Genomic DNA, 13,366 nt, shown 5'->3' on the forward strand with positions numbered 1-13,366 from the left:
CACGTTATGGGCTAGAATAGACGGCTGACCGTGCTGTAACACGGCCAACGTCGGCAGTGTGAACAAACATGTTCCCACTGCCCTAGTCTATAACGCCAGTAGTCCGTTACGGACACCGGCTTATACACTGGGCAATTGATCCTCAATGGATCCTCCATTGCACGCGCGTCAAGATGGCCTTGACGGCCCTCCGCTAACGGTTCCAGCGAAGCTCTTGGTTTCTGTGCAGAAACCGCGAGGGGAGGCGCTTGCCCAGCTAAGTGGATTCAGTAGCGGATAAGATTAAATGGAGTCGAGTCGACACTTCAGACAGCAACCGCTTTTCCACCGGAATCTCTGGGTCGTTTCATCCCAACGGCAGGGCAGTGTTGCCTTAAGTTACTACACATCGAGCGCTAGGTGATCTGAGCATCGTGACCCGAAACCCCTATTATTCCGGTCCTGCCAGCGACCATTTCGACGGCACGCGCTTCTTCAATCCCGGCCAGCCATCGACCGACCGCTCCTTCAAGGATCTGTGGCGGTGGCGCAAGGAAACACGGGCGGAATGGCCGGAGCATGTGCCGGTCGTCCCTGCAATGCCCGAGAAGCGGGTCGCGGGATGCCGGGCGACCATGATCGGCCATGCGAGCGTGCTGATCCAGGTGGGCGGGCTGAACCTCCTGACCGACCCGGTCTGGTCAGAGCGCGCCAGCCCAGTCTCCTTCGCCGGGCCGAAGCGGGTGACGCAGCCCGGCATCCGCTTCGGCGATCTGCCGCCGATCGACGTCGTCCTTCTCTCCCACAATCACTATGACCACTGCGATCTGAAAACCCTGAAGCGGCTGGTCGACCGCCACGATCCGCTGATCGTCACGCCGCTCGGCAATGACAGGCTGCTCGCAAGGACCCTGCCGGCCAGCAACATCGTCGCAGGGGACTGGGGCGACACGATCGACCTGCCAGCCGCCGAGCCCGGCGCGTCGCCGGCCGGATCGGTGGCAATCGTCCCGGCGCAGCACTGGTCGCGGCGCGGCATCCGCGACACGCGCATGTGCCTGTGGTGCGGATTCGTGCTGAAGATCGCCGGCCGGTCGATCTATTTCGCCGGCGACAGCGGCTATGGCGACGGCAAGATCTTCCGCGAGATCCGTGAGGCTCATGGCTCGCCGGACCTCGCACTCATCCCCATCGGGGCCTACGACCCGCGCTGGTTCATGGCGCCGCAGCACATGAACCCGGAAGAAGCCGTGAAGGTGTTTCAGGATGTGGGCGCAAGCCGGGCCGTTGCCATTCACTGGGGCACCATCCAGCTGACCAACGAACCGCGCGATGAGCCGGCTGCCCTGTTGCGACGTGCTCTTGCCGACCGGCAGCTCGATGAAAGCGCCTTTATAGCGGCGAAGCCCGGCGAGATCGTCGAAATCGATCCTCGGGAATCTGTTTGAGCCGCACGGCGTCGGACAACTCTGCAGGTCGGCCGTACAAGCCCACGGCCCGACCGAGGGTCGTATTGATGACAGCCCACTATTTTACGTAACGTAAATTTATGCTACTCTCGGTTACATTCTTCACTGGGAGGCAAGCAAATGTCGCATGGAGGCACATTCGACCAGAAAGTCGTCGCTCCGCGCTCGAAGTTCTATCAAGGCCCCTTCGGGCGCATCTGCGCCGATCTGGAGCCCTGGTTTCCCCCTTCGGTCGATCGCAAAAGACCGGATGCCCTCGAAAGGCATCTTCTGACGATCGCCGAGGAGATGCTGGAGCAAGGTGACCTCACTCCCGAGACCATCGCTCAGGATCCCGGTCGCGTTCGGGAGCTCGAGCGTGTCTTCAGCAACTCTACGCCGGCCGGCTACACCTATTTCGGTCAGTTCATCGATCACGACATCACCTTCGATCCCGCATCCAGCCTGATGCGGACGAACGATCCGGCAGGATTGCTGAATCACAGGACGCCCCGTTTCGATCTCGACAACCTCTATGGCCGCGGGCCGGACGACAGCCCCTATCTCTACGACCGAAAGGACGTCTGGCACGATCAGGACGGCAAGGAGGTCGTCGACAAGTTCCTGATCGGCAAGGTGACTGGCACCGCACTCCCCGATCTGCCGAGGAACGCCCAAGGGCGCGCTCTCATCGGAGACATGCGCAATGACGAGAACGCCATGGTTTCGTCGTTGCAAGTCGCGTTCCTGCTCGCCCACAACGCGCTTGCGGAGCGGGCGCGAGCGAACGGGCCGGGGGATACTTTCGGCGCAGCGCGCAGGGTCTTGCGCTGGCTATATCAGTGGATCGTCTGGCACGACTTCCTCAAGCGGATCACCCGGGAAGACATCCGGGCGACGGCGCTGGAAGAGAAGCTGTTCGGTTCCGCCGGAAAGGCCATCGAGCTCGGGCTCGATCACGTCTACAAGTGGAAGGAGATGCCCTTCATACCCGTCGAGTTCGCCGTGGCGGCCTATCGCTTCGGCCATTCCATGGTTCGCAACAGCTACCAGACCAATCAGCCGTTCCGAGGCGCCGGAAATTTTGCACCGATCTTCGACAGGTCGGGCGATCCTGACGATCCGGCAACGCGTTTCGACCTCAGCGGTTTCCGTGAGATGCAGGCTCACAATGTCATTCAGTGGGACTGGTTCTTGCCGATGCGCAGTTCCTTGCAGGGGCAGTTTCCCCAAATGGCACGCAAGATCGACAGCCGGATGGCCAATGCCCTCGCCTTCCTCCGCGAGAGCGGTCCGAAGATGAACATTCTCGCGTTCCGCAATCTCTTGCGGGGCATCCGGTTCGAGCTGCCTTCCGGCACCAGCGTCGCCCGCAAGTTCGGCATAGATCCGATCGAGATCGACCCTGATCACGACGCCCTGTGGTTTTACATACTCAAAGAAGCGGAGATCAGGGAGAATGGCGAGCGGCTGGGGCCGCTCGGCTCCACGATCGTCTGCGCCGTGTTCGCGGGCCTCTTGAAAGGCGACGCGACCAGTTGGGTGAACACCGTGCCCGGCTGGCGACCCGAGACCGAACCGCTTTTGAGGAATGGCGAAGACAACCGGGATTCGGGCGCAGAATGGCAACTGTCTTCGATCATTCGCATCGGTGGCGCGCCGGTCGATGGCAACGACGTGGAAGCGTTGCGGAACGCACCAGGCGGCCTGGGGCGGACAGGATGAGAAGGCGCCTTGCCCGAAGCTGACGAAAATTTCGGCAGCCCCTTGTCTTGCCCGATTCGCAGCGCCATACTCTTCTCATGTTCAACGAAGCGAAAGGAGGTGATCCAATGTCGAGTGATTGTCTGAAGCCGGCTGGATCTTTGATTCTCGGTGGTTCGACGGAGCAGCCTCCTCGCTTCGCCTGAGAATTGCAGATGCCGCGATGGTCTCTGACGACCGCCGGCCGACGCCTATCACGGGGCCGCTTTCCTCATCGGGGAAAGCGGCCTTTTGATTTTGAAAAGGGCGGACAGCCGCTGGGTCCGTCCTCGCGCGAACAGCGCGCTCCCGCGAATGGGTGCTCCGGCGATTGAGCTACAGCATCGGCCCGAAAATCGGAATCGATTTTCGGAAAGCACGATGCGGTGATTCAAAAGGTTGGAGCGTCCTTTGTGCGTCCATTCGGACGCACGACAGTCTCGTCGAACGACGCATATCGGGTGCCTGACAGTCTGAGATTAGGCGTCCGCCTTTATCGCGCTCGTCATGCTCGGGCTCCGTCCCGAGCATCCAGTGCGCCGTTTAAGCTTCTGTTGTTTCGAACGTTTCTGGATTCTCGGGACGGGGCCCGAGAATGACGAAGCGTCGAATGACGCGCCTTCTCGATCAAGTCGTGGCCGGCCCTCGAGGATCGTGCCGTGCACTGTGGCGTCCATTCGGACGCACGGCGCTGTAGCCGATCTTGCTTTCGGACGGTCGCTCCCCATCGTCGGATCGACGCTGCCGGCGTGGCCGATCCCTGCCGCGTGATGGCCAATGACGAACGGCCCGCCCCGAAACGTTCGAGGCGGGCCGATGTCGGCAGATGTGCGACGAGCCCTTTCGAGCGGGCCCGCCGGTCTCGTCTCGAGCGATCAGTTCGCGGGAGCCGTATCGCCGCTCGCGGGCTGCGACGCGTCGCCGGAGGCCGGATCGGTCGAGGCCTCGCCGCTCTCGCTGTCTTCGCCCTCGCTCTCGGGCTCGCCATAGGCCGGCGCCTGCTCGAGCTGCTCACGCGAGACGTTGAGGACGATGCGATCGGGCAGATTGTCCTCGCCGACGACAGGCTCCTGGGGCTCGGCGGTCGCCTCGGGGGCAGGGGCCGCTTCGCCGCCCGCCGTCCCCCCGGCCATGCCGGTGCCGCCCGTCGTGCCGCCGGCCGTTCCCGTACCGCCGGCCATGCCGGTTCCGCCGGAACCCGCCGCAGCGCTCGCGGCCGCGTTGGCTTCTTCTTCGGTCTTGAGGCCCTCGGTCTTGCCCGGGCCGAACTCGAGCGCGCTCATCGAAACGGCGACGTCCTTCTCGCCGATGCCAAGGAACCCGCCGACGCCGACCAGAACGGCCATCAGCTTGCCGTCTTCCGACACGAGGACGTCGGTGATCTCGCCGATGCTCTCGCCCTGGGTGTCGTAGACGTCCTTGCCTTCGAGGTCGCTGGCGCGCCAGGCGCCGGAGGGCGGCATGGTGACGAACGGCCCGCTATCGGCCGTCTGCGACGACGACGTGTCAGCCGGAGCTGTGCTGTCCGCACTGTCTGATTCCATGGAATCGGCCGAACCGGCATCGGACGATCCGCTCGACGCGCCGGAATCCATCGTGCCGGAATCCGTCGACGTGCCGCTGTCGCCCGAATTGGCAGCGTCCGGCGTGGACGAGCCGGTATCGGTCGAGTCGCTCGCCGCCGGCGGCGTCGAGCCGTCCGTCGGGGCGGTCGAACCCGAATCCTGGGCATATGCGCTGAGCGGCAGCGCGACGCTGGCGAAAAGGGCGATGATCGTTGCTTTACGCATGGTTGGGGTCTCCCGATTGATGTCGGGGACAGAATTGATGGGCGGCTGGGGCGTTCCCTCACGGATTGTCCAACCTGTATTCATCGGTGATCATCAAACGCCCGATTCAATCGCGGCAAGGCCAGTGGCGAAGCCCTTCGCATCTGCGAGAGAGCCCTCAAAACATTGCCGTTTTGTCATGTTGCATGGCAAAGCACCGGGCTCTGCCGGCCGGCCGGCTTCGCCTGTGTCCATCGGTAGAGATAATTAAGTCGTGGCTAACGATATCGACTGACGCAGGTCTGGAACCACCGCCTCGCCTGCAGGGCACAATCCTCTCCATGCGCCGCCAAGGCGCTGACGCCATGTGTCCCGCAGGGTCGCCCGAACGCTCCGATCTCCTATCGACGGGCTCTCTGGCTTACGCTTCCTCGTCGCTGCGCAGGAAGGCCACGTGCCGATCGACGGAGCGCCGGAGCACTGCACGCCCATCCGATGCGATGACGCGGTCCCAGAAGGCGCCGTAGACGGCATCGAAGCCGACACCCTCAAGCGCGGCCGCAATCCGGCCGACGGCCGCTTCGCCGAGCGGAACGAAATTCGGATAGCCGCGCATGAAGCCAAGCCCGTCGCAGCCCGGCGTCACATGAAGAATGTCGCCCGACAGGAGCGCGCCCCTTCCCTCATGGGCCATGGGCAGATGCATCACCGTGCCGCCGGCAAAATGGCCGCCGCAGCGGATCAGCGTGGCACCGGGCAGGAGATCGAAGCGGTCCCCCTCCCAGGTGCGCACGTGCTCGCCCAGGTTCATCACCCAGTCGCGATCGCGCGCATGGACATGGACCGGGACATCGAAGGCCGCCGACCATTCCGCCATGGTCGAGTAAAAATGCGGGTGAGAAATCACGATCGCGGCAAGCCCTCCAAGGCCCCGGACGATCTCGACGAGCGCCCGGTCGATCAGCGGTATCATGTCCCACAGGACGTTGCCTGCAGGCGTTCTGACGAGAAGCGCGCGCTGGCCGATGGCAAAGTGCGGCGTCATGCCGAGGCCGAGAAATTCGCCGTCATAGGCGGCGATCGCCCGGTGCGTCCGCCGCATCGTCTCGAAACTCACCCAGCCCTGGCCCGACGGCGGCACGAACTGGCGCTCGTCCTGACAGATCGGGCAGGCCGCGGGCGGCGTCGGCGAGGACGGAAATTGCGTGCCGCAGGCGGTGCAGAGATAGGAGGTCATGAGGAATGCCCGGCGATTTCTGTGATGCAACGGTTTCGAAGGTGACAGCTCTGCGGCATTCTGGCATCGATCCTCGCCATGCAGAAGCTGCGTGTGATCCTTGCGGACAGATCATCGGCGGCCGCGATCGCACTGATCGCGGCCTGTCTGATGATGTTCCAGACGATCGCCGGCAATGCCGCCGAGATCGCCCGGGCGGGCGGAGGTGGCGGCTTCGTCATCTGTTCGGCCAGCCTCGACGGAGCGCTCGAGGGCGGCAGCCCGGGCCAGCGCTCCCGACAGCTTTGCGCCGAATGCTGCGCCGTCTGCCATCTGTCCCACGCGGTCGCTCTCACTCCCTCCGGCCGTTTCGTTGCTCTGGCGGTTCGCCCCATGGCGAGCCAGCCGGTCTCGTGGCCGTCGTCCCGCGCCCCGCCGCGTCCGGCGCCCCGCGCGCGCAGCACCCTGTCGCGCGGACCGCCCATTCTTTCCTGACGCTTCCCGCCCCCGGCCGCAGCGCCGGCGGGGCATCCCCTCTCTCTCGTCAGGAAATCATACATGTGCGAAACCACCTTCGGGCGGACGAATGACGGCGTTGCCGCGCGTCCTGCCTTCGATCTTTATCGCGCCGTCTGGCGCTGGCACTTTTATGCCGGGCTGCTCGTCCTGCCCTTCATGATCTCGCTCGCCATCACCGGCGGGCTCTACCTTTTCAAGGATACGCTCGATCCGTTGCTCCAGCCGGATCTGAAACAGGTCGAAGTCGTCGCCGGGGCAAAGCCCGTGCCGGTCTCCCAGATGATCACGGCCGCCCTCGAGGCGGTGCCCGGAACGACGGTGAAAGTCACCGACCCCGAAACGCCGGACGCCTCGGCCGAGATCACGGTGGCGACGGCCGATCGCGGCAAGCGCGCCGTCTATGTCGATCCCTATAGCGGCAAAGTGCTCGGCGATCTTCCCGATCGCGGCACCATCATGTGGACGATCCGCACGCTCCACAGCCTCAAATATTTCGGCCCCTATGCCCGCGCCCTGATCGAGATCGCCGGCGGCTGGTCGATCCTGCTCGTGGGAACGGGTATCTATCTGTGGTGGCCACGGGGCCGCACCCGGGGCCAGGCCGGCGGCGTCGTCACCCTGCGCGGCACGCCGAAGAGCCGGATGTTCTGGCGCGACCTCCACGCCGTCACCGGCCTCTTCGTCGGCGGCTTCATCGTCTTTCTGGCGATGACCGGCATGCCCTGGTCGGGCGTGTGGGGCGGCAAGGTCAACGAATGGGCCAACGGCACGAATTTCGGCTATCCCTCCGGCGTGCGCGTCGACGTGCCGATGTCAGACGCCAGGCTCGCCGAGACCGGACCGACGACCTGGTCGCTGGAACAGGCGGAGCTTCCCCTGTCGAGGGCGCCGGACGGCGGCGAGCGAAAGCCGATCGGCGTCGATCGGGCCATCGCGATCGTCGAGGGGCTCGGCCTTCATCGCGGCTATGCGCTCGCTCTGCCGACGACACCGACCGGCGTCTATTCAGCCTCGGTCTATCCGGACGATCTTTCCGAGCAGCGCGTCGTCCATCTCGACCAGTATTCCGGCAAGCCGCTCGTCGACATGAGCTATGGCGACTACGGCCCCGCGGGAAAGGCGCTGGAATGGGGCATCAACACCCATATGGGTCAGGAATACGGCCTCGCGAACAAGCTGATCCTCGCCGCCGCCTGCCTCGCCATCGTGGTGCTGGCGGTCTCGGCCGCCGTAATGTGGTGGAAGCGCCGGCCGAAGGGCTCTCTCGGCGTGCCGCCGCTGCCGGAGGATCGACGGGTGTTTCGCGGGCTGATCGCCATCCTCGCCATCGGCGGCATCGTCTTTCCGCTGGTCGGCCTGTCGCTGATCATCATGCTGGCGCTCGATTTCGCCGGCACGCGGCTGACGCGGAAGATGCGCGCAGCCTGAAACATATCGGCGGACCCGGCCGGCACGAAAGTGTCCGCCGGGACGGGAACGACGGTGACGCCGCGATCGGTGATGGCGGCGTCATTGGCCTTGCAACATCGGCCCGAAGATCGGAATCGATCTTCGGAACGCACGATATGTCGATTCAAACAATCGGCGCGCCCATTCTGCGTCCTGTCAGTGTCCACGACAGTCCCGTCGGACGGCGCATATCGAGTGCCTGACGGTCTGAGATCAGGCGTTTGCTTTTATCGCGCTCGTCATGCTCGGGCCCCGTCCCGAGCATCCAGTGCACCGGTTAAGCTTCTGTTGTGTCGAACGTTTCTGGATTTTCGGGACGGGGCCCGAGAATGACGAAGCGTCGAATGATGCGCCTTCTCGATCAAGTCGTGGCCGGCCCTCGAGGATCGTGTCGTGCTCCGGGGCGTCCTGCAGGACGCAGGGCGCTCTAAGATCGGCCGAAGGCGCGGGTCACACGCGTCTGCATGCCGTCGCGAAATCGAGGCGGGGCGAGCGGTCGAACAGCGCCTCGGGGCGGCCATAGCCGATATTGACGATGAAGTTCGGCTGCCACCCGCTCTCGGCCAGAAACGCCTCGCGCACCGCATCGGGCGTGAAGCCGGACATGGCGCCGACATCGAGACCCATCGCCCGTGCCGCGAGCATCAGATAGGCGCCCTGCAGCGAGCCGTTGCGCAACGCGGTTTCGGCGGCAAATTCCGGGCTGCTGACGAACCAGGACTTGGCGTCGGCATGGGGGAAGAGTTCCGGCAGGTGATCGTGGAACTGGGGGTCGTGGGCGATGATCACCGTCAATGGGGCGGTCCGCGTCTTCTCGCGGTTGCCCGAGGAAAGACAGGGCAAGAGCCGCTCTTTCGCCTCGGGACTTTCGACGAAGACGAAACGGGCCGGCGAGCAATTAGCCGAGGTCGGCCCCATGCGTACGGCCGCATAGAGGCGTTCGACGGTGCCCTCGGGTAGCGGCCGGTCCTGCCATTCGAAATGGGTCCGGGCCTTGGTGAGAATCTGGTCGAGCGACGTCTCGGCCGATGTCTCCGGGAAGTTTCTGTCGACTGTCATTCAGAAAAGTCCTCCGCCGGCGCGAGCATGGCCTGGCCATCTGACCGCATTCATCATCATCTTGCTCTCCATGGGGGAACGACGGGCCATGGCGTCACGCGCCACCGGCCGGTTGCCGGGCGATCTTTATTCGAAGCTTCTCCCATTGCAATATGCAGAGCTGACTAAAAATTAGCCGTCTTACTATCCCAGATTGTGCAAATGCAGGTAAAAGCGGCAGCGGCGAGCGGACGGTATCCTCAATGCTCAACAGGCCAAGGCCCACGGTAACGCCGCCGACGGCCGCCCTGCCGTCTCAGGCCTTGTATCGCTCGGCGGCCGTCAGCCAGCGGGCGAGCGGCTCGACGTCGCGCCGATAGATCTCGTCGCGCAGGAACCGGTGTTCGCTCTCGCAATCGTCTTCGTCGATCTCGATCCACCAGCTCTTCGGGCGCCCGTCATTGCCGTCGTTCCAGCGGTAGCCCCGGGCTTTCAGGACGTCCTTCAGATCGAACGGGCTGTTGATCGCAAAGATCCGGCAGCGGCGGCGTCTGGCCGAGGCGACGAGCCGAGAAAAGGCGTTGCCGTTCGCCTCGCGCTCGAAGGCGAGCACCTCGAGAAGTGCGTGGCAGTCGTCCACCGCCCGGTGGCCGTTGTGGAAGAGACCGCACTGGCCGACGAGATAGGTGAGCTTGGAGCCTTCGAAGCCGAGGGCCGCCCAATCCACCTCGGCGACCGAGCAGGCCCAGTCCTTTTCGGCGAACCCCGCCGCGAAACGCTCGCAAAAGGGTCGATCGAATTTGGCATTGTGGGCGATGACAAGATCGGCCGGCGCGACGAAAGCGGCCACTTCGGCCGGATCGATGGACCGGCCCGCGACCATGTCGTCCGTGATGCCGGTGATGCGGGTGATCTCCGCACGGATCGGTGTCCGCGGTTCGCGCAGCTGGCTGAACACGTCGACGACGTCGCGGATCCCGTTCGCGTCATAGGTGAACATCACCATGCCGAGCTCGATGATCTCGTCGGTGGAATGATCGAGACCGGTGGTCTCGGTGTCGAGGATGACGCCGATGCTCTCGTCCGGGCGCTTCATGGCCGGCGTCCAGCCGGGAAGAACGGGGCGAGGCTCGAGGCGGCGCAGGACCTTGTAGGCGCCGGTGGCCTCCAGATGGCTCGCCATCGTCTCGGGATCGGGCAGGGCCGCCTGGAGAGGCGCGGGCGGCACGGCGCGCAGCCGCGCCCGGCCGCTCCGCCGCACGGGTTTCTCGGGGACCGCCTCCGCCGGAAACAGATCGAATTGTCGCGTATGGGCCGCTTTCATGGTGGACGACCCTAGCCCATGGCCGGCCGCGCCGCGAGCCACAGCAAGGCCTCAGACGGCGACGATCAGCCCGCTATCCACCGCTTAGTCGCGGCCGTCACCTGCCGAAAGCGGGATGAGGTCATCGGCGTTCCAATGGACGCAGACCGGCGAGCCGACGGCCATGTCGGCATCACCGCCACGCTGGACGATGGCCTTCATCTCGCGGCCGGAACAATCGATGAAATACGTGCTTGCACTGCCGGAGAACAGCCGCCGCGTGACGACGCCGCGCATGTGCTCGGGTGGCTCGCCCGCTGCACCTGTGACGGGCATGGATTGCGATATCCGCACGCGTTCGGGACGGATCGCGCATCGCAGCTCGCCCGGCACGTCACCGCTGCCTGCCGGCAGGTCGATCGCGGTGCCGCCATCGAGACGAAGGCTGCCGTCGCGCACGACGCCGGTGAGGATGTTGGCATCGCCGAGGAAAGTGGCGGCGAATTCGCTTGCCGGCCGGTCGTAGATGTCTTCCGGGGCGCCCTCCTGGACGATCCTGCCGTCTTTCAGGATACCGATGCGGTCGGAGATCGAGAGCGCTTCGTCCTGATCGTGGGTGACGAAGATGGTAGTGACGCCGACCTCGCGCTGGATACGCTTCAGCTCCACCTGCATGTCCGTGCGAAGCGCCTTGTCGAGCGCCGACAAAGGCTCGTCGAGGAGGAGGACGCGCGGCTTCGTCACGATGGCTCTGGCGAGGGCGACGCGCTGGCGCTGACCGCCGGAGAGCTGATGGGGACGGCGCTTGGCGAGAGGACCGAGCTGAACGAGTTCGAGCGCTTCGGCGACCGCGCGGCGGACGCTCTCGCCCTTTTCGCCGCGCACCTCGAGCCCGAAGGCGACGTTGCCCTCGACGCTCATGTTCGGAAACAGCGCGTAGTTCTGGAACACCATGCCGATGCGCCGCCTGTTCACCGGCACGTTTTCCACCGCCTCGCCGTCGATGCGGATCGAACCCGCGTCGGGGAATTCGAAGCCGGCGATCATCCGCAGGAGGGTCGTTTTGCCGGAGCCCGAGGGCCCGAGCAGCGCGTAGAAGCCGCCGTCCTCGAAGGCGATCGAGACGTCGTCGACGGCCTTGTGGGCACCGAAAGTGAGGCTGACGTTCTGAACTTCGACACGCGCCATTACTGATCGCCTCCAAAGCGGAAAAATCTCGACACGACGAGCATCAGGCTCATCGAAAACACGATGATGATCGTCGAGACGGCGTTGATTTCGGGGGTGAAGCCCTTGCGGATCGCCGCGTAGATCTCGACCGGCAGTGTCGTCTGGCCGGGCGTCGCCAGGAAGTATGAGACGACGAACTGGTCGAAGGAGACGGCAAAGGCGAAGAGGCCGCCGGCGACGATGCCGGGCGCGATGCAGGGCAGGGTGACCTTGCGGGTCGTCTGCCAGCCCGTCGCGCCGAGCGAGGCGGCGGCGTCTTCGAGATCCTTCGAGAAGGTCGCGAGCCGGGCCGAGACGACGATGATCACATAGGGCAGGGCGAGGGCGACGTGTCCGAGCAGGATCGCGTGCAGGCCACGGCCAATGCCGGTGCCGAAGAAGAAGATCAGCATCGCCGTTCCCGAGATCAGCCAGGGGATCGCGATCGGAGGGAACAACAGCGCCTGCAGGATACGCTTGCCGGCAAAATCGTAGCGGAACAGGGCAAGCGAGGCGGCGGTGCCGAGGGCCGTCGCGATGATCGTCGTCAGGACGGCGATTTCCAGGGAGTTGATGGTGGCGTCGATCAGCCCGTCATTCTGCGCCAACGCCACATACCACTCCGTCGTGCCCTCGAAAGGCAGCTGGTAGAAGGGCGAGACGTTGAAGGACATCGCCGCCATGATGACCAGCGGCAGATAGAGAAAGGCGAGGACGAGGCCGATATAGAAGCGGCCGAGCCCGGACAGGAAGGCGGGAGCGCGGATCATGCGGCTTTCCTCAGGACCGGAGCCGAAACGAGCAGGATGACGAGGACGACCGCGAGCAGGATGAAAGAAAGGGCGGCGCCCAGCGGCCAGTTGTAGACGGCGGTGAACTGGTCCTCGATCACCGTGCCGTAGAGCGTGCCGGTGCGCCCGCCGAGAATGCGCGGCTCCATGAAGGAGCCGACGACGGGAATGAAGATCAGCGCCGAGCCGGCGAGGACGCCGGGCAGGGCGAGGGGCGCGACGACCCGGCGCAGCGTTGTGAAGCGCGTGGCGCCGAGCGAACGGGCCGCCTCGATCAGCGCGTCGTCGATGGCCTGCAGGCTGAGATAGCAGGTCAAGACCATGTAGGGCAGGTACGAGTGAACCAGCCCGATGACGACCGCCGGAAAGGAATACATCAGATCGAAGGTGACGTGGAACGGCAGGATGGCGTTCAGCGCCGTATCGAGGATGCCGCCCTCGCGCAGCACCATCGACCAGGAAAAGACGCGCACCAGCGAGTTGCTCCAGAACGGCAGAATCACCAGAAGAAAGATCGCTTCGCGCGCCCGGCCCTTGAAGATCTTGGCCAGGACATAGGCGGCGGGAAAGCCAATCAGCACGCAGATCAGCGTCACCAGCAGTCCGAGCTTGAGCGAGCGCAGAAGTAGCGTTGCATAGAGCGGGTCGGAGAAGAAGGTCGCGTAGTTGGCAAGGGTCAGCGACGAGGACTGCTCGCTCGGCGACATCGAGGTCAGAAGCGAGAAATAGACCATGGCCGACAGCGGCAGGAAGATCGCCAGTGTCAGCCAGGCATAGGCCGGCAGGAGCAGCGGCAGTGCTTTCCTCAAGCCGTTCTGTTTCATCGCGCCGCTGGCGGCCATGGGTGTCGTCTCTTTCCGGTCGGTGTCGTTGGAAGGGATCGCCCCGGCCGCCATCGGGTC

Annotated in this window: 11 protein-coding genes; 4 read left to right on the forward strand and 7 right to left on the reverse strand. The window is 64.6% G+C overall.

Features of this window, described 5'->3' with window-relative positions; translation table 11 throughout:
* Positions 1–413: 413 nt before the first annotated feature.
* Positions 414–1,427, forward strand: a complete 1,014-nt coding sequence (locus J6595_RS12815) for an MBL fold metallo-hydrolase (protein ID WP_342453177.1) — start codon at positions 414–416, stop codon at positions 1,425–1,427.
* 141 nt (positions 1,428–1,568) lie between these two features.
* Positions 1,569–3,152, forward strand: a complete 1,584-nt coding sequence (locus J6595_RS12820; RefSeq protein WP_209594950.1) for a peroxidase family protein — start codon at positions 1,569–1,571, stop codon at positions 3,150–3,152.
* A gap of 893 nt (positions 3,153–4,045) precedes the next feature.
* Here J6595_RS12820 and J6595_RS12825 read toward each other — a convergent pair.
* Positions 4,046–4,960 carry a PRC-barrel domain-containing protein gene (locus tag J6595_RS12825; protein WP_245198267.1) on the reverse strand — a complete coding sequence of 305 codons (915 nt, stop codon included), beginning with the start codon at positions 4,958–4,960 and terminating at the stop codon, positions 4,046–4,048.
* A 400-nt stretch (positions 4,961–5,360) separates the two neighbouring features.
* Positions 5,361–6,176 (reverse strand): MBL fold metallo-hydrolase, encoded by an 816-nt coding sequence (locus tag J6595_RS12830; RefSeq protein WP_209594952.1) that lies wholly within the window; start codon positions 6,174–6,176, stop codon positions 5,361–5,363.
* A gap of 78 nt (positions 6,177–6,254) precedes the next feature.
* Between J6595_RS12830 and J6595_RS12835 the strand changes: the two genes are divergently transcribed.
* Together J6595_RS12835 and J6595_RS12840 are read left to right on the forward strand one after the other, a co-directional pair.
* Positions 6,255–6,650: a DUF2946 family protein gene (locus J6595_RS12835; RefSeq protein WP_209594953.1), complete on the forward strand. Its 396-nt coding sequence runs from the start codon at positions 6,255–6,257 to the stop codon at positions 6,648–6,650.
* A 63-nt stretch (positions 6,651–6,713) separates the two neighbouring features.
* Positions 6,714–8,102 (forward strand): PepSY-associated TM helix domain-containing protein, encoded by a 1,389-nt coding sequence (locus J6595_RS12840; protein ID WP_209594954.1) that lies wholly within the window; start codon positions 6,714–6,716, stop codon positions 8,100–8,102.
* A 471-nt stretch (positions 8,103–8,573) separates the two neighbouring features.
* Here J6595_RS12840 and J6595_RS12845 read toward each other — a convergent pair whose 3' ends face one another.
* The 5 genes from J6595_RS12845 to J6595_RS12865 all read right to left on the reverse strand — a co-directional run bounded on the left by J6595_RS12845 (position 8,574) and on the right by J6595_RS12865 (position 13,306).
* Positions 8,574–9,182, reverse strand: coding sequence for a malonic semialdehyde reductase (locus J6595_RS12845; protein WP_209594955.1), 609 nt, complete (start codon positions 9,180–9,182; stop codon positions 8,574–8,576).
* A gap of 295 nt (positions 9,183–9,477) precedes the next feature.
* The gene (locus J6595_RS12850) at positions 9,478–10,485 is read right to left on the reverse strand and encodes a 3'-5' exonuclease (protein ID WP_209594956.1); all 1,008 of its coding nucleotides are present in this window, start codon (positions 10,483–10,485) and stop codon (positions 9,478–9,480) included.
* Between the two features lie 84 nt (positions 10,486–10,569).
* A complete protein-coding gene (locus tag J6595_RS12855) occupies positions 10,570–11,652 on the reverse strand; it encodes an ABC transporter ATP-binding protein (RefSeq protein ID WP_209594957.1) in 1,083 nt (360 codons plus the stop codon).
* Positions 11,652–12,443, reverse strand: coding sequence for an ABC transporter permease (locus tag J6595_RS12860; RefSeq protein WP_209594958.1), 792 nt, complete (start codon positions 12,441–12,443; stop codon positions 11,652–11,654). The genes J6595_RS12855 and J6595_RS12860 overlap by 1 nt, the downstream gene beginning before the upstream one ends.
* The gene (locus J6595_RS12865; protein WP_209594959.1) at positions 12,440–13,306 is read right to left on the reverse strand and encodes an ABC transporter permease; all 867 of its coding nucleotides are present in this window, start codon (positions 13,304–13,306) and stop codon (positions 12,440–12,442) included. The genes J6595_RS12860 and J6595_RS12865 overlap by 4 nt, the downstream gene beginning before the upstream one ends.
* Positions 13,307–13,366: the final 60 nt, after the last annotated feature.

The sequence above is a fragment of the Jiella mangrovi genome (assembly GCF_017815135.1).
Lineage (GTDB): Bacteria > Pseudomonadota > Alphaproteobacteria > Rhizobiales > Rhizobiaceae > Jiella > Jiella mangrovi.

Excerpts from the sequence above, each read along its gene's own strand:
- J6595_RS12820 (WP_209594950.1), top strand. The coding sequence starts at position 1,569 with ATGTCGCATGGAGGCACATTCGACCAGAAAGTCGTCGCTCCGCGCTCG.
- J6595_RS12825 (WP_245198267.1), bottom strand. The coding sequence starts at position 4,960 with ATGCGTAAAGCAACGATCATCGCCCTTTTCGCCAGCGTCGCGCTGCCG.
- J6595_RS12830 (WP_209594952.1), bottom strand. The coding sequence starts at position 6,176 with ATGACCTCCTATCTCTGCACCGCCTGCGGCACGCAATTTCCGTCCTCG.
- J6595_RS12835 (WP_209594953.1), top strand. The coding sequence starts at position 6,255 with ATGCAGAAGCTGCGTGTGATCCTTGCGGACAGATCATCGGCGGCCGCG.
- J6595_RS12840 (WP_209594954.1), top strand. The coding sequence starts at position 6,714 with ATGTGCGAAACCACCTTCGGGCGGACGAATGACGGCGTTGCCGCGCGT.
- J6595_RS12845 (WP_209594955.1), bottom strand. The coding sequence starts at position 9,182 with ATGACAGTCGACAGAAACTTCCCGGAGACATCGGCCGAGACGTCGCTC.
- J6595_RS12850 (WP_209594956.1), bottom strand. The coding sequence starts at position 10,485 with ATGAAAGCGGCCCATACGCGACAATTCGATCTGTTTCCGGCGGAGGCG.
- J6595_RS12855 (WP_209594957.1), bottom strand. The coding sequence starts at position 11,652 with ATGGCGCGTGTCGAAGTTCAGAACGTCAGCCTCACTTTCGGTGCCCAC.
- J6595_RS12860 (WP_209594958.1), bottom strand. The coding sequence starts at position 12,443 with ATGATCCGCGCTCCCGCCTTCCTGTCCGGGCTCGGCCGCTTCTATATC.
- J6595_RS12865 (WP_209594959.1), bottom strand. The coding sequence starts at position 13,306 with ATGGCCGCCAGCGGCGCGATGAAACAGAACGGCTTGAGGAAAGCACTG.